Raw genomic sequence first — 18,805 nt, forward strand, 5'->3', positions numbered from 1 at the left:
TGCGCCGCAACATAATTTGCGGGAAATCGTAAAATCAACGCAAAAATTTCCCTGATCTCCATCGCGGCGCCCTCGATACCGCACCGCAACAACGCCATCCGCGCTGATACAAATCCACTATGAAGCTGCGCCTGAAAATCCTGCTGCTCGCCGCGGTGCCCCTGCTGGTGGCGGTCGCCGCCATCACGGTCGCCGTCTACGTGCAGGGCCTGCAGCTGGCGCAGCGCGAAAAGCAGGTGGTGGAAAACGCCTGGCTGGCCAGCAAGGAAGGCGAACTGCGCCACTACGTGAACCTCGCCTACAGCGCCATCGCGCCGCTGCAGGCGGCGGCCGACGACGACGCCACCCGCCAGCGCGCGCTCGACCTGCTGGCGCAGATGGAGTTCGGCCACGACGGCTACTTTTTCGTCTACGACCTGAAGGGCAAGAACCTGATGCACCCGCGCCAGCCGGAACTGGTGGGCCAGGACCTCTGGGACCTGCGCGACACCAAGGGCCAGCCCGTCATCCAGAACCTGCTGGCGGCCGCCCGCCGCGGCGGCCAGGAAGGCGAAGCGGTGCATTACCTATGGGAAAAGCCTTCCACCCACCAGACCGAGGAAAAACTGGGCTACGTGGTGGTGCTGGAACGCTGGGGCTGGATGCTGGGCACCGGCATCTACCTGGACGACGTGCAGCAGGCGCTGGAACGCATCGACGCCGCCGCACAAGCCAATATCCGCGACATGTTCGCCTGGGTCGCCGGCATTGCCGCCGTGTCCATCCTGGGCGTGGCGGCCTGCGGGCTGGCCCTGAACATCAGCGATCACCGCCAGTCCGACGCCAAGCTGCGGCTGATGGCCAGGCAGCTGGTGCGCTCCCAGGAAGACGAGCGCGCCCGCCTGTCGCGCGAACTGCACGACGGCATCAGCCAGGTGCTGGTATCCATCAAGCTGTCGCTGGAGGCAGCGCGCGAACGGCTGCGGCAGACGCTGCCCGACGAGCCGCAAGCGCTAGCCCACATCGACAACCCGCTGGGCGGCGCGCTGGACCGGCTGAACACCGCCGTGGGCGAGGTCCGGCGCATCTCGCACAATCTGCGGCCCACGCTGCTGGACGACCTGGGCCTGCCGGCCGCGCTGGAACACCTGGGCCGGGAATTCGCCATTCCCAGCCAGGACGGCGCGCCGCCCCTGGCCGTGCGCCTGCATACCGCCGGGCAACCGGTGAAGCTGCCGGAGGCCTATGCCACCGCCCTGTTCCGCGTCACCCAGGAAGCCCTGACCAACGTCATCCGCCATGCCGACGCCACCCGCGCCGACCTGACGCTGGCCTACTCCGCGCGCGACCTGCGCCTGACCATCGCCGACGACGGCCGCGGTTTCGACTACGCCGAAGTGCAGCAGGATCCGCGCCGCGGCATCGGCCTGCGCAATATGCGCGAACGCATGAACGCGCTGTCCGGCACCCTGACCTTCCATTCCACGATTCAGGGCACGGTCCTGCAGGCCTGGCTGCCGCTGCCCGCCGCCCCCCTACCCGCAAGCTCCGAAGCATGACGACCGACAAGCCCGACGCCATCCGACTCCTGCTGATCGACGACCACCCACTGGTGCGGGACGGGCTGCGCCTGCGCCTGGAAACCGTGCCACAGCTGCGGGTGGTGGGCGAAGCCGGCAACGCCGCCGCCGCCCAGGCCTTCCTGGCCGCCTGCATGGCCGAGGATCCGCAGGGAGGCACCCTGCCGCACCTGGCGCTGATGGACCTGAATATGCCCGGCGTGGGCGGGCTGGAACTGACCGCCCTGCTGCACGAACGCTACCCGCAGATCGCGGTGCTGGTGCTGTCCATGCACGACAACCCCGAATACATGGTGCAGGCCGTCAAGGCCGGCGCGCGCGGCTACCTGCTGAAGGACGAGCCGGCCCACGAGATCGTCACCGCGATCGACGCCGTGATGGCGGGCCGCAACTATTTCAGCGCCGCGGTGGCGGTGCGCCTGTCGCAGGCCACGGCGCCTGCCACCATGCTGACGCAGCGCGAGCGCGACGTGCTGCGCCACATCGCCAGCGGCGAGGCCAACAAGCAGATCGCGCAGGCGCTGGGCCTGTCGGTGCGCACGGTGGAAACCCATCGCCTGAACATCAAGCGCAAGCTGGGCATAGACGGCCAGGCCGAGTTGATCAAGTACGCCGTGGAAAACCGCGGCGTCTAGGCTGGCGCCCCATACCGCGCGCCAGTTGTCCCCAACGGGCGCGGGTTCCCCCTCCCGCCCGTCCCAAGGGGAAACCCTTCCTGGCCTGAGGTAGACTTGCGTCACCAGGCTACACACAGTCAAGCGCCGCAACCAGCGCCGCCCCCAGGAGTCCCCGATGTCATTGGAAAAGAACTACACCGCCATTCTTCAAGAACTAGGGGAAGATCCGTCCCGCGAAGGGCTGGCGGACACGCCCGCCCGCGCGGCCAAGGCCATGCGCCACCTGTGCCGCGGCTACGGCCAGAACCTGGACGAAATCGTCAACGGCGCGCTGTTCACGTCGGACACGCGCGAGATCGTGCTGGTCAAGAACATCGAGCTGTATTCGCTCTGCGAACACCACATGCTGCCCTTCATCGGCAAGGCGCACGTGGCCTACCTGCCCAACGGCAAGGTGCTGGGCCTGTCCAAGGTTGCGCGCATCGTCGAGATGTATGCGCGCCGCCTGCAGATCCAGGAAAACCTCAGCCGCCAGGTAGCCGAGGCCGTGCAATCCGTCACCGGCGCCGCCGGCGTGGCCGTGGTCATCGAAGCCCAGCACATGTGCATGATGATGCGCGGCGTGGAAAAGCAGAATTCGTCGATGGTGACCTCGGTCATGCTGGGCGAATTCCACGAAAACCCGTCGACCCGGGCCGAGTTCCTGAGCCTCATCCGCTAGCACGATCGTCCCTCCCCCTTTTGGCGCATGTCGCGGGCCCGCCCCGCCGCGCCGGCCGCGCCAATCCTGGCCCTGCCGGCCGGCAGGCGGGCCTGGTCCGTTTTTGGCTCCTACTGATCCGGGCATCTGGCCCTAGCGTTCTGGCCCCATCCGGGCAAACTGGATATCAGCATCCCGGTCGCGCCGGAGCGCGGCCGTTCCCTCCCGGAGATCTCCATGAACGCGATATTCCGCCTCATCCGCCGCTGCACCCTGGCCGGCCTGGCCGCCGCGCTGCTGGCCGCTCCCGCCTATGCCCAGACCAAGCTGGTGGTCGGGTATCAGCTCATCGTCGGGCCGTTCCTGTCGGCGATCGCCGACGGCAGTTTCGACAAGGCGCTGAAGGAGGCCGGCTACCAGGTCGACTGGCGCCAGTTCACTTCGGGCGGGGATATTTCCACGGCCCTGGCTTCCGGCAACGTGCCGGTCGGCGTGCTGGGCTCCACCGGCATCACCGCCGCCGCCACGCGCGGCGTGGACCTCGAACTGTTCTGGATCCTGGACAACATCGGCAAGTCCGAGGCGCTGGTGGCGCGCAACGGCTCCGGCATCAACAGCACGGCTGACCTCAAGGGCAAGCGCGTCGCCACGCCCTTCGTGTCGACCTCCCACTTCCACCTGCTGGTCGGGCTGGAACAGGTCTGGAAGATCAATCCGCGCGACGTGCGCATCCTGAACATGCAGCCGCCGCAGATCGTGGCCGCCTGGCAGCGCGGCGACATCGATGCCGCCTACGTCTGGCCGCCGGCGCTGACCGAGATCGCCAAGACCGGCAAGATCATTGCCGACTCGGAACAGATCGGCAAAGCCAGCGTGCCGACCTTCGACGGCATCGTGGTCGACCGCGCCTGGGCCGCCAAGAATCCCAAGTTCATGGCTGCCTTCACCAGCGTGCTGGCCAAGTCCTATGCCGACTACCGCGCCAACAGCGCCAAATGGACCGCCGACTCGCCGCAGGTCAAGAGCATCGTCAAGCTGATCGGCGGCAAGCCCGAGGACATGGTCGAGGCGCTGCAGCTGCTGGTCTTCCCGACCGTGCAGGAGCAGGCCTCGAACGTCTGGCTGGGCGGCGGCAAGGAATCGGGCGCCGCGCGCGCCTTCGCCGCCAGCGCCAACTTCCTGAAGGACCAGAAGCAGATCGACAAGGCCCTGGCCGACTACAGCCCGCACGTCACGGACAAGTACGCCAAGGCGGCCGAAAAGTAAGCGGCGTCCGGGCAGGCGGCGCGACCGGCGCCGCCCGCCTCGCGCCATGGCACAGCCCGCCCGCGCGCGGACTGCGCCCCAACAAGGGGACCCGGCATGACCATGCAGTCCACGTCCGCCGCGCAAAGCCTGTGCGCGGAGAAAGTCAGCGTCACCTATCCCGGCCTGCACGACAGCGGCCCGGTGATCGCGCTGCAGAACGTCAACCTGACCATACAGCCCGGCGAGTTCGTCGTCGCGCTGGGCGCCTCGGGTTGCGGCAAGACCACCCTGCTCAGCCTGCTGGCCGGCTTCCTGTCGCCGACCGAGGGCGAGATCACCCTGGGCGGCCAGCCCATCGTCGGCCCCGGCGCCGACCGCGGCGTGGTGTTCCAGAAGCACGCCCTGCTGCCCTGGCTGAACGTGCTGGAGAACACCGAGTTCGGCCTGAAACTGCAAGGGGTCGACAAGGAAACCCGCCGCGCCCGCGCCCGCCGCAACCTGGAGCTGGTGGGCCTGCAGGACTTCCACCGCCACATGATCTACCAGTTGTCGGGCGGCATGCAGCAGCGCGTGGGCATCGCGCGCGCCCTGACCTGCAACCCGGCCATGCTGCTGATGGACGAGCCCATGGCGGCGCTGGACGCGCTGACCCGCGAGACCATCCAGGAGCTGCTGCTGGACATCTGGCGACAGACCGACAAGATGTTCTTCTTCATCACGCACAGCGTCGAAGAGGCGCTGTTTCTGGGTTCGCGGCTGATCGTCATGTCGCCCCGCCCGGGCCGCATCACGCACACCTTCACGCCGGACTTCAACCGGCGCTACCTGGAGACCCGCGATGGCCGCAGCATCAAATCCAGTCCCGACTTCATCGCCATGCGCGAACAAGTCCTCGGCATCATCTATGGCGACGAGCGAGCTTCCTCCCCCCAAGGCTTCCATGGCTAGCAGCCGCACGGGACACAAGCCCGCGGCGCCGGGCAAGGTCTATGGCGCGCCGGGCGCGGGCTACAGCGGCCACATCAGCCTGATCACCAGCCTGGCCCTTATCGGGCTCTGGTTCCTGGTGACCAGCGCCGGCTGGGTGCGGCCCTTGTTCCTGCCCTCGCCCTTCGCGGTGTACGACAAGTTCGTCTCCGCCATGACCGACGGCGTGGCCAATTCCACGCTGACCGAGCATGCGCTGGCCAGCCTGTCGCGGGTGTTCGGGGCCTTTTTCCTGGCCTGCCTGACCGCCATCCCGGTCGGCATCCTGATGGGCGTGAACCGCTACGCGCGCGGCATCTTCGACCCGCCCATCGAGTTCTACCGCCCGCTGCCGCCGCTGGCCTATCTGCCGCTCATCATCATCTGGTTCGGCATCGGCGAGTTCCCCAAGGTCCTGCTGATCTACCTGGCCATCTTCGCGCCCATGGCGATCGCGGCCCGCGCCGGTGTGCGCTCGGTGTCGATCGAACAGATCCACGCGGCCTACGCCATGGGCGGCACGCCCGCCCAGGTGGTCTGGCACGTGATCCTGAAAGCCGCCATGCCGGAAATCTTCACGGGCATGCGCATCGGCATCGGCGTGGGCTGGACCACGCTGGTGGCCGCCGAAATGGTGGCCGCCGACCGCGGCCTGGGCTTCATGGTGCTGAACGCCGCCCAGTTCCTGGCCAGCGACACGGTCATCATGGGCATCATCGTGATCGGCCTGTTCGCCTTCGCTTTCGACCTGCTGGTCCGCTATGTGGAGAAGTTCGCCATCCCCTGGAAGGGACGGGTCTGACTGCGCCCGGGCAATCCCTCATTTCTTCCCCCATCCGGCTCCTCTATCCTCAAGAAGGCGCCTGCGCAGCGGCTACCGGCTGCGCGGCCTACACAAGGAGCCGTCATGTCCAGCCAGGCCTCGATGCTCAAGCCTGTGTTGTGGGAGCGCCTGTTTGAACGGGAAAGCGCGCCCAACCTCAGCCTGCAGGCGTGCGTGCGCCAGATGCTGGTGTCTGCCATCCTGAGCGGCCATCTGCCGCCCGGTACGCCCGTGCCCTCCAGCCGGCACCTGGCCGACCAATTGCGCATCGCGCGCAACACCGTGGTGTTCGCCTACCAGCAGCTGGTGAGCGAAGGTTATCTGGTCTCGCGCGAGCGCAGCGGCCACTTCGTCAGCGACACGGTCATGCAGGGCCACTCGGGCTCCACGCCGGACGCCGCGCCCGCCGACGATGGCCGCGAACCCGGCGTGCGCTGGGAGGAACGGCTGCGCTTTCGCCCGTCCCGCCAGCGCAACATCACCAAGCCGCGTGACTGGCAGAAGCAGCCCTATCCCTTCGTCTACGCCCAGTTCGACCAGGACCTGTTTCCCACCGCCGAATGGCGCGAATGCTGCATCAAGGCCTTGTCGGTGCTGGACATCCGCAGCTGGGCGCCGGACCTCATCACCCATGACGACCCCGCGCTCATCGAGCAGATCCGCACCCAGGTGCTGCCGCGCCGCGGCGTCTGGGCCGACGCCGAGGAAATCGTCATCACCGTGGGCGCGCAGCACGCGCTCTACCTGCTGGCCGACCTGCTGGTCAACGACGACACCGTGGTTGGCATGGAGGACCCCGGCTATCCCGACGCCCGCAATATCTTCGCCAGCCACACGCGCAACCTGCTGCCGCTGCCGGTGGACGAACAGGGGCTGTGCACCGGCACCCACCTGCTGGGCTGCGACTACATCTTCGTCACGCCCGGCCACCAGTGCCCCACCACGGTCACGCTGTCGCCGGAACGCCGCCAGAACCTGCTGACGCTGGCGCGCCAGGCCGACAGCCTGATCATCGAGGACGACTTCGAAAGCGAGAGCCGCTGGGGCGAAGGCGCGATCCCCGCGCTCAAAAGCCTGGACCGCGACGGCCGCGTGATCTACGTGGGCAGCCTGGCCAAGTCCTTCGCGCCGGGGCTGCGCATCGGCTACATCGTCGCGCCGCGCGAACTCACGGCGGAACTGCGCGCCCTGCGCCGCCTGATGCTGCGGCACCCCTCGGCCTATATCCAGCGCGCGTTCTCGCTGTTCATTTCGCTGGGCCACCATCATTCGCTGCTGCGCAGGCAGTCCCAGGCCTACCAGGAACGCGGCACCGAACTGGCCCGCGCGCTGGCGCGGCACCTGCCCGATTTCAAGGTCATCCCCATCACGGGGTCCTCGTCCTGCTGGCTGCAAGGGCCCGCCTGGCTCAATGCCGTCGCGCTGTCCGAGGAGGCGCTGGCCGAAGGCGTCGTCATCGAGCCCGGCGATGTCTTCTTCATGAATGGTGCCGACGCGCCGCGCAACTTCCTGCGCGTGGGCTTCACCTCGATCCGGCCGGAACACATCGAGCCCGGCATTGCCAGGCTGGCCAAGGTCGTCGACCGCCACCGCGCCGCGGCCGGCGCACAACCGGCCCAGGGCCAAGCCCCGGGCCCGGACCTGCACGCGCTAGAGCACTTCGTCTCGTAGGTAGTACCAGCGGTACAGCAGGCCCTGCCCGATCCGGCGGAACGGCGCGAACAGATGGCCCGGCAAGGGCGAATCGTAGATGGGCAGATCCCAGGACACGCCGTCCTGGCCCATCATGCGCTGCGCCAGGCGGCGGCCCGCATGGGCCGAAAACGCCACGCCGTTGCCGCCATAGCCGAAGGCGTAATAGATCGGCTGCGCCGGGTCCGGCTGCGTCACGCGCGGCATCATGTCGTGGCTCACGTCCACCCAGCCCCACCACGAATAATCGACGTCCACGCCCGCCAGTGTGGGGAACTTGCGCGCCAGCCCCCGCCGCAGCAGCGCCAGGTGGCGCGGATGCTGCGCGTCGGCGCCGCGCAAGGCGCTGCGGCTGCCTATCTGCATGCGGCCGTCGGGCAGCAGGCGGTAATAGAAGCGCAAGGTGCGCGTGTCGGTGATGAACACCGTACTCTTCAGGCCCGCGGCATCGCGTTCCGCCGGCGTCAGCACCCGCGTCACCAGGGAATTCGACAACACCGGCATGATGCGGTTGTCCAGCAGGCGGTTGACGCCTTGCGCGGTGTAGCCGCCGGTCGCGAACGCCACCCGCCGCGCGCGCACGTAGCCGCCCGGAGTCTGCAGCCGCACCCCGCCGTTCTCCGCGCGCCAGCCCAGCACCGGGCTGCCCGGATGAATACGCACGCCCAGAGCGCGCGCCTGCCGCATATAGCCGTAGGCGAGCTTCAGGGGATGCACGCCCACGCCGTCCGGCTCCAGCATCGCGCCTACCGCCTCGCGGTCGTTGACGTAGCGCTCGCGCAGCTCGCCCTGGCTCAGCATCCTGGCGTCGTAGCCGAACACCTCGCGCATCACGCGGCTCTCGTTTTCCAGAAACGCCATCTTCTTCTGGCGGTGTGCCGTGTACAGGTGGCCGCCCGGCTGCGCGTCGCAATCCACCTGAGCCACCAGGCTCTTCCAGTACTCGAAGCCTTCGCGGATCTCCGCGTCCAGGCGCTTGGCCGTGTCCAGGCCCCAGCGCGCTATCCATTGCGAGCGGTACAGGCGGCCGGACGCGTTCTGGCCCTGCCCGCCATTGCGGCTGGTGCAGCCCCAGACCGCGCGGTTGGCCTCCAGCACCACCGCCTTCACGCCGTAGTCGCGCGCCAGCGCCAGCGCCGCCGACAGCCCGGTGAAGCCCGAACCCACGATCACCACGTCCGCGTCGATGTCGCCCGGGACCGGACCGTCGTCCTCGGGCGGCGCGCCCGCGGTCGCGACCCAGTAGGTGGGCGCGTAATCCTGCCCTCGGCCCGGCGGCGACACCAGCGGATCGTAGGCCGGGTTGTACGCGCTGATCGGCGCCCGGCCAGCGGGGGCCGGACCTTCTGCTTGGAAGGACATATGAGTATCCATGCTGCGTTCCGGTTGCGAAGTGCGGGTTGCTCAGCCTCAGGCGCGCGCGGGCAAGGCCGGGCGCTGCTTGCGGTAGGCGTTCTTCACGCGGATCTTGCCGTCCTTGAAGGTAAAGACATCCACCATGTCCGCCTCCACCCGCGAGCCGTCGGCGGCGGTGCCACTGAAGGTCGATTCCGACACGCCCCTGTCGCCCGCGACCCAATGGTTCCCGTTGCTCCATTGCGCGTCGGGAAAGTTCGCCCAGGCTGCGGCGAAGGCCGCGCGCACCGCCTCGCGTCCCTCATGCCGCGCGCCCCAGCGCTCGGGGCCGGCCACGGTCTCGAACACGCAGTCGTCGCTCATGAACGACATCAGCGCGTCGATATCGTGGCGGTTCCAGGCCGCGGCGAACTCGGCCAGCATGTCCGCGGTGACGGTCTTGTGCATTGCAACCCTCCGGTAGACACCGGCGCGGCATGCGCCAGCATTCAGGATCCAAGGTAAGTGAGCCCACAGGCAGGGTCTAGAACCAGAAGCGGGAAATCGCTTGCACCAGACGCGAACGCGCGAGCTATGCCGCGGCCGGCGCCAGCCATGCGGCCACCTCGCCGGGATCGACGGCGCCGCGCATGCCGATCAGCACCAGCGCGGGTTCCTGCACGTCGGGTGGCGGCCTGGCCTGCGTGTCATAGCGCACGCGCCGGCCCGCCAGCTGCACCAGCACCAGGCCGTGCCGGTCGGTGCGCACCCAGCCCTTGGCGCGCAGCAGCTGCCTGGGCGCCTCGCGCAACCTGCTGGCCAGCCTGTCGGCATCGACCAGCGCGGGCGCGCGCCACAGCCAGCTCTGGAACGGGTGGTCGGGATCGTCCTGCAGGCCGCCGCGGGGTTGTGTCGGCGGATGCGTCGGCTGGTGCGTCGGCTGGTGCGTGGGAGGTTGCGTGAGATGGTGCGCAGGATGGCCGCAAGCGCCGCCCGCGCAATCGTGCGGCGCAAAATGCCCCGCCGCGCCTTCGCCCAGCAGATGGCCCAGATCCACGCGTCCTTCCCGCGCCTCCATCATCGCGGCCCCCTGCGACGCCGCATGCAGCCACTGCCGCACCGACGCCCGCTCCTCGTCCGACACCAGGTCGGTCTTGTTCAGCACCAGCAGGTCGGCGGCCCTGAGCTGACGCAGCAGCGTGTCCGCCAGCAAGGGATCCTGTGCCAGAGTCCGCACGTTGGCGGCATCGGCCAGCACCACCACGCCTTCCAGCTGCAGCATGGGATCGGCCATGCCCACTTGCGCGATGCGGCCCGGGTCGGACACGCCGCTGGCCTCGATCACGATCCATTCCGGCAAAGGATCCAGCGCCAGCACGCGCGCCAGGGCATCGTCCAGGCCGCCAGCCATGGAGCAGCAGACGCAGCCGTTGGCCAGCCTGATCACCTGGTCGCTGCGTTGCGCGATCAGCCCGGCATCAATATCGACCGGACCGAAGTCATTGACCAGCACCGCCGCGCGCCGGCGGCTCGCGGACAGCACATGGTTGAGCAGGGTCGTCTTGCCCGCGCCGAGAAACCCGCCCACCACCGTCAGCGCGATGCGTTCCCCGCCCTGGGGCGTCATCTCAGGCTTCCCGCAGCGGCAAGGGCCGGCCGCCGATGACGGTGCCCAGCACCCGCGCGTCCTTCAGCCGCTCCGGCGCCAACTCCATGGGGTCGTCCGCCAGCACGCAGAAGTCCGCGTACTTGCCGACTTCGACCGAGCCAACCAGATGGTCCAGATGCAAGGTGTAGGCCGCGCCCAACGTGACGGCATGCAGCGCCGCGTCCACGCCGATGCGCTCGGACTCGCCCAGCACCCGGCCCGAGGCGGTCTGGCGGTTGACGGCGCACCAGGCCGTGAACAAGGGTCCCAACGGCGTGATGGGCGCGTCCGAGTGGATCGAGAACGGCACGCCGGCGCGCGCCGCGGACGCGCAGGCGTCCATGCGGTTGGCGCGGTCCGGGCCCATGGTCAGGGCATGGTGCGCGTCGCCCCAATAGAAGATGTGGTTGGCGAAGAGATTGGCGCACATGCCCAGGCTGGCCATGCGCCGGAACTGCGCCGCGTCGGCCATCTGGCAGTGCTGCAGCGTATGGCGGTGGTCCTGCCGCGGGCTGCGGCGCAAGGCGCGGTCGACCGCGTCGATGGCGAGCTGGGTGGCCTCGTCCCCATTGGTATGGATGTGCAGCTGCACGCCCGCGTCGTGATAGGCCTGCACCAGCGCGTCCAGTTCCGACGGCGCGATCACCCAGATGCCGTTGGGCGCGCCGTTGTAATAGCCCGGCCAGCGCAGCCTGGCCGTGAACCCCTGGATCGACCCGTCCACCACCAGCTTGACCATGCCCAGGTGCAGCTTGTCGTTGTTGAGCCGGCGCGCGTCCTCCAGCCTGGCCAGGCAGCGCGCTGGATCGCCGGCATAGGTCAGCGCCGACGCGGCCGGCACGATGCGCACGGGATAGTCCGGTTCGGCGGTGACGCGCGCCAGCGTCGCCAGGCCGTCGTCGCCCAGTTCGTTGACCAGGTCGGTCGCGGTGGTGACGCCCGCCCATTGCGCCACCTTGCCGAACATGCGCAGGCCCTCTTCCGAGACGCCCACGGTGCGGAACGGGCTGCCGATCAGGCGCATGACCGGGAACATGGCCGCGAACTCGCAGAGCTCGCCGCTGGGTTGACCGTCTTCCATGCGCGTCACGCCCTCGATGTCGGTGTCGCGGTCGATGCCGGCGCGCGCCAGCATGGGCGTGTTCACGTTCATCAGGTGCATGCTGGCGTGCATGACCACCACGGGCCGCTCGGCGGAAACCGCGTCCAGGTCCTGCACGCGCATGCGCGCGCCATCGAAGAAGATGGGATCGAAGCCCCAGCCGATCAGCGTTTCCCCGGCCGGCAAGGCGCGCTCGGCCTCGCGCAGCCGGACGGCGACCGCCTCGAAGCTTTTCAGCCCTTCCCACAGTTTTCCGTCCGGTCCGCGGCGGTCGTAAAAACCCACGTAGACGAACTTCCACATGCCGCCTTCCGGCAGATGGCAATGGCCTTCCACCAGGCCGGGCATGAGGACCTTGTCCGCATAGCGTTCATCCAGCTCGGCCGGCCCCCAGCCCGCCAGGTCTTCCCGGCTGCCCACCCCCAGGATGCGGCCCGCGCGCACCGCCACGTGCGTGGCTCGCGGCTGCATCGGGTTCATGGTCAGGATGCTGCGCGCGGCGTAGATCGTGGTTCGTTCGGCGTGCTGGATCATCGGCTGGTCCTTCCGTTCGGTGGGGTTCATGCCTGCAAGGGCGACACCAGGACGCCATCGCGGGACTCGACAAAATGGCAGGCCACGCGGTGGCCCGGCGCGACTTCGCGCAAGGCCGGTTCGCGCGTGGCGCAGAGCGGCTGCGCGGCCGGACAGCGGCCGACGAAGCGGCAGCCCGGCGGCGGATCCACCGGGCTGGGCGGATCGCCGGCCAGCCGCACGCGGCGCGCGGCCAGTTCGCGCCCGCCCTTCACGGTGGGCACCGCCGACATCAACGCGACGCTGTAGGGATGCAGCGGGCGGGTGAAGAAGGCGGTGCGCGAAGCCTGCTCGATGATCTTGCCCAGGTACATGACGGCGATGTCGTCGCAAATATGTTCCACCACCGCCATGTCGTGGGAGATGAAGAGGAACGACTGTCCCTGTTCGCGCTGGATGCGCCGCAGCAGGTTCAGGATCTGCGCGCGGATGGCGATGTCCAGCGCCGACACCGGCTCGTCGCAGACGATCAGGTCCGGCGCGCTGGCCAGCGCCCGCGCCACATTCAACCGCTGCCGCTGCCCACCGGAAAACTGGTGCGGAAACAGCTGGCGCTGTTCCGGGCGCAGGCCGACCAGTTCGAACATGCGGGCCACGCGCGCCTCGCGTCCGCCGGGCGGATCGATGTCCATCAGGTCCAGCGGCGCGCGCACGATATCGCCCGCACGCTGGCGCGGATTGAGCGAGGAATACGGATCCTGGAACACCAGCTGCACGCGGCGGCGCATGCGGCGCAAGGCCGATCCGTTCAGCGCGGTCAGGTCGGTGCCGTCGAAGTGGATGGAGCCCGCGGTCGGATCCGCCAGGCGCAGCACCGACAAGGCGGTGGTGGTCTTGCCGGAGCCGGACTCGCCCACGATCGCCAGGGTGCGGCCGCGTTGCAGCTCGAAGGACACGCCGTCCACGGCCTTCACGACTATCGGCTTGCCGTCGCGGCCGCGTCCGCCGATGGGGAAATGCACCGCCAGGTCGCGCACGGACAGCAAGGCGGGAGATTGCGGCGCCGTCATCGCGTGGCCTCCGGATAGAGCCAACAGGCCACGTCATGCCCCGCGCCCACCCGCGTCAACGGCGGAAAGGCGTCGCGGCAGCGGGCCATGGCGTGTCCGCAGCGTTCCAGGAACGGACAACCCGCGCCGCGCTCCCAGATCGAGGGCACCACGCCGGGAATCTCCGGCAGATCGGGGCGGATATCGTCGGGTTCGCGGTCCAGTTCCGGCAGACAGGCGATCAGGCCCTGGGTATAGGGATGGCGGGGCTGCTCCAGGATCTCCCGCACGCCGCCCTGCTCCACCACCCGCCCGCCATACATGACCACCACGCGGTCGGCCATCTCCGACACCGCGCCCATGTCGTGCGTGATCAGCAGCACCGCGGTGCCGCGCCGCGCCTGCTGCTCGCGCAGCAGGTCGAAGATCTGCGCCTGGACCGTCACGTCCAGCGCGGTGGTGGGCTCGTCGGCGATCAGCACGTCCGGATCGCAGGCCAGCGCGATAGCGATCATCACGCGCTGGCGCATGCCGCCCGACATCTGGTGCGGATAGTCGTCCACGCGCCGCTCCGGCAAGGGGATGCCGACCGATTTCAGCATGTCGATGGCGCGCTCGCGGGCCTGGCTCTTGCTCAGCCCCTGATGCAGCCGCAGCGGTTCGCCGATCTGGTCGCCGACCGTATAGACCGGGTTCAGCGCGGTCATGGGCTCCTGGAAGATCATGGAGATCTGGTTGCCCCGCACCTGGCGCATCGCCTCTTCGTCTCGGCCGGCCAAGTCGTCGCCGCGCAGGCGCACGCTGCCGCCGCCGATGCGGCCCGGCGCCGGGATCAGGCGCATGATGGCCAGCGCCGTCATGCTCTTGCCGCAGCCGGACTCGCCGACCAGGCATAGCGTCTCGCCGGGATTCAGCTCGAAGCTCACCGCGCTCAGCACCTCGGCCACGCGGCCGCGCGACTGGAATTCGAGGCTCAGGGCATCGACCTCCAGCACGGGTTCCTGCAGCGCGGCGTTCATGCCCGCCCCCGCGAATTCGGATTGAGCGCGTCGTTCAACCCGTCGCCGATCAGGCTGACGGCCAGCACGGTCAGGAAGATGGCCGCGCCCGGCAGGGTCACGGCCCACCACGCGGTCAGGATGTAGGGGCGGTTGCTGCCTATCATCAGGCCCCAACTCATGATGTTGGGATCGCCCAGCCCCAGGAACGACAGGCCGGCCTCGAACAGGATGGCCATGCCGATGGCCAGGGTGGCGGACACGATCAGGGGCGCCAGCGCATTGGGCAGGATCACGCGCCAGATGATGCGGGCGTCACCCGCGCCGATGACCCGTTCCGCCAGCACGTACTCGCGGCGCTTGAGGCGCAGGAATTCGCCGCGCGCCAGCCGCGCGGTGCCGGGCCAGCTGACCACGCCGATCGCCACCGAAATGGTCGCGAGCGACGGCGAGAACAGCGTCACCAGCACCATGGCGAACAGCAAGGTGGGCAGCACCTGGAAGAACTCGGTGACGCGCATCAGCGTTTCGTCGATCCAGCCGCCGTAGTAGCCCGCCAGCGCGCCCACCGTCAGCCCGATGGCCATGGACAGCACCGCCGCCACCACGCCGACCAGCAAGGTGGCGCGGCCGCCGTAGACCATGCCGGTGAACACGTCGCGGCCCAGGTAGTCGGTGCCCAGCAGCGCGTCCGCGCCCGGCGGCGTCATGGGCGCGCCGGCGATCTCGAAGGGGTCGGCGTCCATCAGCAGCGGTCCGAATAGCGTCACGGCCAGGATGGCGGCCAGCAACAGCACGCCGGCCAGCGCCGTAGGGTTGCGCGCGAACACCCGCAAGGCTTCGTAGGAAGGCCGGGCCGGCGGCCTGGCGGCCTGGCCCTGCAAGGCGGCAATGGGAACGGCGGGAGGGGTCTGGCTCATGAGGTCTTGATCCTGGGATCGATCAGGCGGTAGGCCAGATCGGTGAGCTGATTCATCACGACCACCAGCAGCGAGGCGAACAGCAGGATGCCCAGTAGCGTGGGATAGTCGCGCCGGAGCACGGAGTCGAATGCCAGGCGGCCCAGCCCGGGCCAGTTGAAAACCGTTTCGACCAGGATCGCGCCGGCCAGCACGTTGCCGAACTGCAGCCCCAGCATGGTCACCACCGGCAGCACGCCGTTGCGCAGCGCGTGCTTGTACAGCACCTTGCGTTCCGGCAGGCCCTTGGCGCGCGCGGTGCGGATGTAGTCGGCCGCCAGCGCCTCCATGACGCTGGCGCGCGCCAGCCGGCTGTACTGCGCCAGGTACACGAACGCCAGGGTGAAGGCCGGCAGCGCCAGATGGTGCAGCACGTCCAGCACGCCGGCCCAGCCGTCCTGCGGACCGCCGGCCGAACGCATGTCGGACACCGGGAAGATCGGCAACACCGAGGCGAACAGGATGATCAGGATGATGCCGGTCCAGAACACCGGCGCGGAATAGCCCACCACGGACAGCAGCGTGATGCCTTGCGACAGCGGCCCGTTGGGCTTGCGCGCGGCCAGCGTGCCCAGCAGCGTGCCAGCCAGGAAGGCGCTCAGCACCGAGGTCACCACCAGCAGCAGCGTGGCCGGCACGCGGTCCCAGATCAGCTGCGCCACCGGCACGTTGAAGAAATAGGAATAGCCCAGGTCGCCGCGCAGCACCTGCATCAGGTAGATGCCCAGCTGCGCCAGAAAGGGCTTATCCAGGCCGTACTGCGCGCGCAACTGGGCCCGCAGTTCCTCGCTGATGCCGCCCATGGAGCCCGCGATGGTTTCCACCGGGTCGCCCGGCGAAACGTGGATCAGCAGGAAGTTCAGCGTCACCACGGCCAGCAGCAGCACCAGCGCATAGGCCAGGCGGCGCAAGAGATAGCGCGTCATGGCAGCTCCGCCCTATTCCAGATAGGTATCGTCCATGGGCGACATGACGCCCCAGATGCCGTCCGGCAGGCCATGCACCTTCTTCGACGACAGCGTGTGGTACGGAATGACCGTGAGGAAATCGATGGGCACGTCGGCGGTCACCAGGCGCTGGAACTCCGCATACAGCGCGCGGCGCTTGTCCGCGTCGGTCTCCGTGCCGGCCTGCTCCAGCAGCTCATCGACCTTGGGGTTGGAATAGGACTGCGTGTTGGTCCAGATGATGTCGCGGATATTGCTCGACAGGTAGGTGCGGTGCACGCCGATCACCGGATCGCCCCAGTTGAAGACGATGTCGGTGGTCATGTCGAAGTCCTTGCTCGCGATGCGCTTGGCCCAGGTCGGAAAGTCCGGCGACGCGCGCACCTGCACGGCGATGCCCACCTTCTTCAACTGGCTGCGCAGGTACTCCGCCACGTTCTTGCCCTGCACGTCGGAGCCCGGCATGTAGTCCACCGTCAGCGACAGGCGCTCGCCCTTGCCGTCCTTCTTGAAGCCCGCCTCTTCCAGCAGCGCCTCGGACTTCTTCAGGTCCAGCGGATACTTCGCGACATCCGGCGTGGCGTAGGGGCTGGTGCCGATGATGGGGCCGTCGGCGGGCTTGGCGAAGCCCGCGTTCAGCGCCTTGGTGATGAAGCCCTTGTCGATGGCATAGGCGATGGCCTGGCGCACGCGCACGTCGTTCAGCGGCTTGCGCGCGGTGTTGAAGGCCAGCCAGCTGAGCGCGCCTATGCCTTCATAGCCCTTGCTGGTCATGACGATGGCGGGATTGTCCTTGGCCCGCCGCAGGATGGTCGGCTCGGTCATGAACGGCAGCACGCCGATGTCCCCGCGCTCCAGCCCGATCAGCAGATTGGTCGCGTCCGGATTGATCTTCACCACGATCCGGTCCAGGTAGGGCTTGCCGGGCAGGAAGAACTTGTCGAACTTCTCCAGCACGATTTCCTGCCCGGGCTTGAATTCCTTGAACTTGAACGGGCCGGAACCGACCACATCGGCCGAGTTGCGCGGATGGTTCTTCAGGTCCTGGCCGTCGTCGTAGATGTGCTTGGGCAGCACCGGCATCAGGGCCGGCGACAGCGCCAGGAGGATGGCCGGATGCGGCTTGCTCATGCGCAGCACCACCGTGTAGGGATCGGGCGTATCCACGGCCTCCACCGGCGCGAGCATGGTCTGGAACGGATGGTTCTTCTTGACCGCCATGACCGAGAACGCCACGTCGGCCGAGGTCACCGGCTTGCCGTCATGGAACAAGGCGTCCTTGCGCAGGTGCAGGGTCAGCGACTTGCCGTCCGGCGCCAGCTCCCAGGACTCGGCCAGATAGGGTTGCGGCTTCCAGTCCGCGTCGTAGCGCAACAGGCTGGCGAACAGCTGCGAGCTGGGCAAGGCGGTGGCCGTGCCCGATTGCACCGCGCCGTTCAGGTGCCGCGGCACCTGCGTGGAACCGATGACCAGCGTGCCGCCAGGCTTGGGCGCATCCGCGGCCATGGCGCCGCCCGCCAGGGCCAGCGCCGAGAGTATCGTGGTCAGGCATTTTCTTGCGCTGCGCATGGTCTACCCCTTGATGTCATGTCTGCGAACCATTCATCGGATGGCCTTGGGGGTAGCGTAGCGAGCCTGCGGGTCCTGGCTTAGTACCAAACCGCCAGACTTATTGGAGCCAGCCCGCCGTGCGGACGCGATTCAGCCCGCCAGCGCCCGCGCATACAGCGAGGCCACCGCGCAACTGTTGACGCGGGCCTGCATGGAATCGGAGCGGCTGGTCAGCAGCACGGGCACGCGCGTGCCCAGCACCAGCCCCGCCGTGCCCGCGCCCGCCAGCCAGGTCAGCTCCTTGTAGAGCATGTTGCCGGCTTCGATGTCGGGCACCAGCAGGATGTCGGCGTCGCCCGCCACGCGCGACACGATGCCCTTCTGATCGGCCGCCTCGCGCGAGATCGCGTTGTCGAAGGCCAGCGGGCCGTCGATGTCGCCGCCGCGGATCTGCTGGCGGTCCGCCATCTTGGACAGGGCCGCCGCGTCCAGCGTGGCGGGCATGGAGGGATTGACCGATTCGGTCGCGCACAGCACCGCGAGCTTGGGCCGGTCCACGCCCAGCGCGCGCGCCAGGTCGATGGCGTTCTGCGCGATGTCGGCCTTTTCCTGCAAGCTCGGCGCGATGTTGACCGCGGCATCCGTCAGGATGAAGAGCTTGGGATACGCCGCCACCGCCATCACGAAGGCGTGGCTGATGCGCCTGTCGGTGCGCAGGCCGGCGTCGCGCGCCACCACGGCCGACATGAAGTGGTCCGTGTGCAGGCTGCCCTTCATCAGCATGCGCACCGCGCCGTCCCGCGCCAGCGCCGCTGCCGCGCGCGCGGCCTGGCACTCGTCATCCGGCGTGTCGACCACTTCCACTTCGTTTTCGCGCAGCCCCAGCTCGGCCATCAGGACGTGCAGCCGGGCCGCCGGACCGACCAGTACCGGCTCGATATAGCCGGCGTCGCGCGCCTGCACGGCCGCGCCCAGGCTGGTCGGGCATAGCGGATACGCTACCGCGGTGCGCAAGCGCCCCGCCGACAGCGCGGCAGTGCGCAGCGGCTCGAACAATCGATCGCTTTCCATGTCTGTCTGCTCCTGCCGCGCAAGGAC

Annotated in this window: 17 protein-coding genes; 7 read left to right on the top strand and 10 right to left on the bottom strand. The window is 68.6% G+C overall.

The genetic code is table 11. The annotated features are described in order from the left end of the window. Positions 1-119: 119 nt before the first annotated feature. The 7 genes from HWY37_RS23365 (at position 120) to pdxR (ending at position 7,584) form a co-directional block, all read left to right on the top strand. Complete coding sequence (locus HWY37_RS23365) at positions 120-1,538, top strand: cache domain-containing protein (RefSeq protein ID WP_175208838.1); 1,419 nt, start codon at positions 120-122, stop codon at positions 1,536-1,538. Beyond that, entirely contained in the window at positions 1,535-2,194 is a 660-nt protein-coding gene (locus HWY37_RS23370; RefSeq protein WP_176089967.1) for a response regulator, read from the top strand. Before HWY37_RS23365 ends, HWY37_RS23370 begins: the two co-directional genes overlap by 4 nt. Positions 2,195-2,351: 157 nt before the next feature. Then, complete coding sequence (gene folE / locus HWY37_RS23375) at positions 2,352-2,897, top strand: GTP cyclohydrolase I FolE (RefSeq protein WP_175208836.1); 546 nt, start codon at positions 2,352-2,354, stop codon at positions 2,895-2,897. Between the two features lie 216 nt (positions 2,898-3,113). Next, positions 3,114-4,142 carry a taurine ABC transporter substrate-binding protein gene (gene tauA / locus HWY37_RS23380; RefSeq protein ID WP_176089968.1) on the top strand — a complete coding sequence of 343 codons (1,029 nt, stop codon included), beginning with the start codon at positions 3,114-3,116 and terminating at the stop codon, positions 4,140-4,142. Between the two features lie 96 nt (positions 4,143-4,238). Next, positions 4,239-5,072 (top strand): taurine ABC transporter ATP-binding protein, encoded by an 834-nt coding sequence (locus HWY37_RS23385; RefSeq protein WP_176089969.1) that lies wholly within the window; start codon positions 4,239-4,241, stop codon positions 5,070-5,072. Next, positions 5,065-5,892, top strand: a complete 828-nt coding sequence (locus tag HWY37_RS23390) for an ABC transporter permease subunit (protein WP_175208833.1) — start codon at positions 5,065-5,067, stop codon at positions 5,890-5,892. Before HWY37_RS23385 ends, HWY37_RS23390 begins: the two co-directional genes overlap by 8 nt. Before the next feature lie 105 nt (positions 5,893-5,997). Next, a complete protein-coding gene (pdxR, locus tag HWY37_RS23395; RefSeq protein ID WP_175208832.1) occupies positions 5,998-7,584 on the top strand; it encodes a MocR-like pyridoxine biosynthesis transcription factor PdxR in 1,587 nt (528 codons plus the stop codon). Here the strand turns inward: pdxR and HWY37_RS23400 are convergent. The 10 genes from HWY37_RS23400 to HWY37_RS23445 all read right to left on the bottom strand — a co-directional run bounded on the left by HWY37_RS23400 (position 7,564) and on the right by HWY37_RS23445 (position 18,778). Beyond that, the gene (locus HWY37_RS23400; RefSeq protein WP_217481314.1) at positions 7,564-8,967 is read right to left on the bottom strand and encodes an NAD(P)/FAD-dependent oxidoreductase; all 1,404 of its coding nucleotides are present in this window, start codon (positions 8,965-8,967) and stop codon (positions 7,564-7,566) included. The genes pdxR and HWY37_RS23400 overlap by 21 nt on opposite strands. 48 nt (positions 8,968-9,015) lie before the next feature. Beyond that, positions 9,016-9,408, bottom strand: coding sequence for a nuclear transport factor 2 family protein (locus tag HWY37_RS23405; protein ID WP_175208830.1), 393 nt, complete (start codon positions 9,406-9,408; stop codon positions 9,016-9,018). A 124-nt stretch (positions 9,409-9,532) separates the two neighbouring features. Further along, positions 9,533-10,567, bottom strand: a complete 1,035-nt coding sequence (locus tag HWY37_RS23410; RefSeq protein WP_175208829.1) for a CobW family GTP-binding protein — start codon at positions 10,565-10,567, stop codon at positions 9,533-9,535. Position 10,568: 1 nt separating this feature from the next. Next, positions 10,569-12,224 (bottom strand): amidohydrolase, encoded by a 1,656-nt coding sequence (locus HWY37_RS23415; RefSeq protein WP_176090067.1) that lies wholly within the window; start codon positions 12,222-12,224, stop codon positions 10,569-10,571. Between the two features lie 26 nt (positions 12,225-12,250). Further along, the gene (locus tag HWY37_RS23420) at positions 12,251-13,273 is read right to left on the bottom strand and encodes an ABC transporter ATP-binding protein (protein ID WP_176089970.1); all 1,023 of its coding nucleotides are present in this window, start codon (positions 13,271-13,273) and stop codon (positions 12,251-12,253) included. Next, positions 13,270-14,271, bottom strand: coding sequence for an ABC transporter ATP-binding protein (locus tag HWY37_RS23425; protein WP_175208826.1), 1,002 nt, complete (start codon positions 14,269-14,271; stop codon positions 13,270-13,272). Before HWY37_RS23425 ends, HWY37_RS23420 begins: the two co-directional genes overlap by 4 nt. Next, a complete protein-coding gene (locus tag HWY37_RS23430; protein ID WP_176089971.1) occupies positions 14,268-15,170 on the bottom strand; it encodes an ABC transporter permease in 903 nt (300 codons plus the stop codon). Before HWY37_RS23430 ends, HWY37_RS23425 begins: the two co-directional genes overlap by 4 nt. Beyond that, complete coding sequence (locus HWY37_RS23435; protein ID WP_176089972.1) at positions 15,167-16,135, bottom strand: ABC transporter permease; 969 nt, start codon at positions 16,133-16,135, stop codon at positions 15,167-15,169. The genes HWY37_RS23430 and HWY37_RS23435 overlap by 4 nt, the downstream gene beginning before the upstream one ends. A 12-nt stretch (positions 16,136-16,147) precedes the next feature. Beyond that, positions 16,148-17,725 (bottom strand): ABC transporter substrate-binding protein, encoded by a 1,578-nt coding sequence (locus tag HWY37_RS23440; protein ID WP_176089973.1) that lies wholly within the window; start codon positions 17,723-17,725, stop codon positions 16,148-16,150. Positions 17,726-17,857: 132 nt separating this feature from the next. Then, the gene (locus tag HWY37_RS23445) at positions 17,858-18,778 is read right to left on the bottom strand and encodes a bifunctional enoyl-CoA hydratase/phosphate acetyltransferase (protein ID WP_175208822.1); all 921 of its coding nucleotides are present in this window, start codon (positions 18,776-18,778) and stop codon (positions 17,858-17,860) included. Positions 18,779-18,805: the final 27 nt, after the last annotated feature.

The organism is Achromobacter anxifer (genome assembly GCF_903652925.1).
GTDB classification, from domain to species: Bacteria; Pseudomonadota; Gammaproteobacteria; order Burkholderiales; family Burkholderiaceae_B; genus Achromobacter; species Achromobacter anxifer.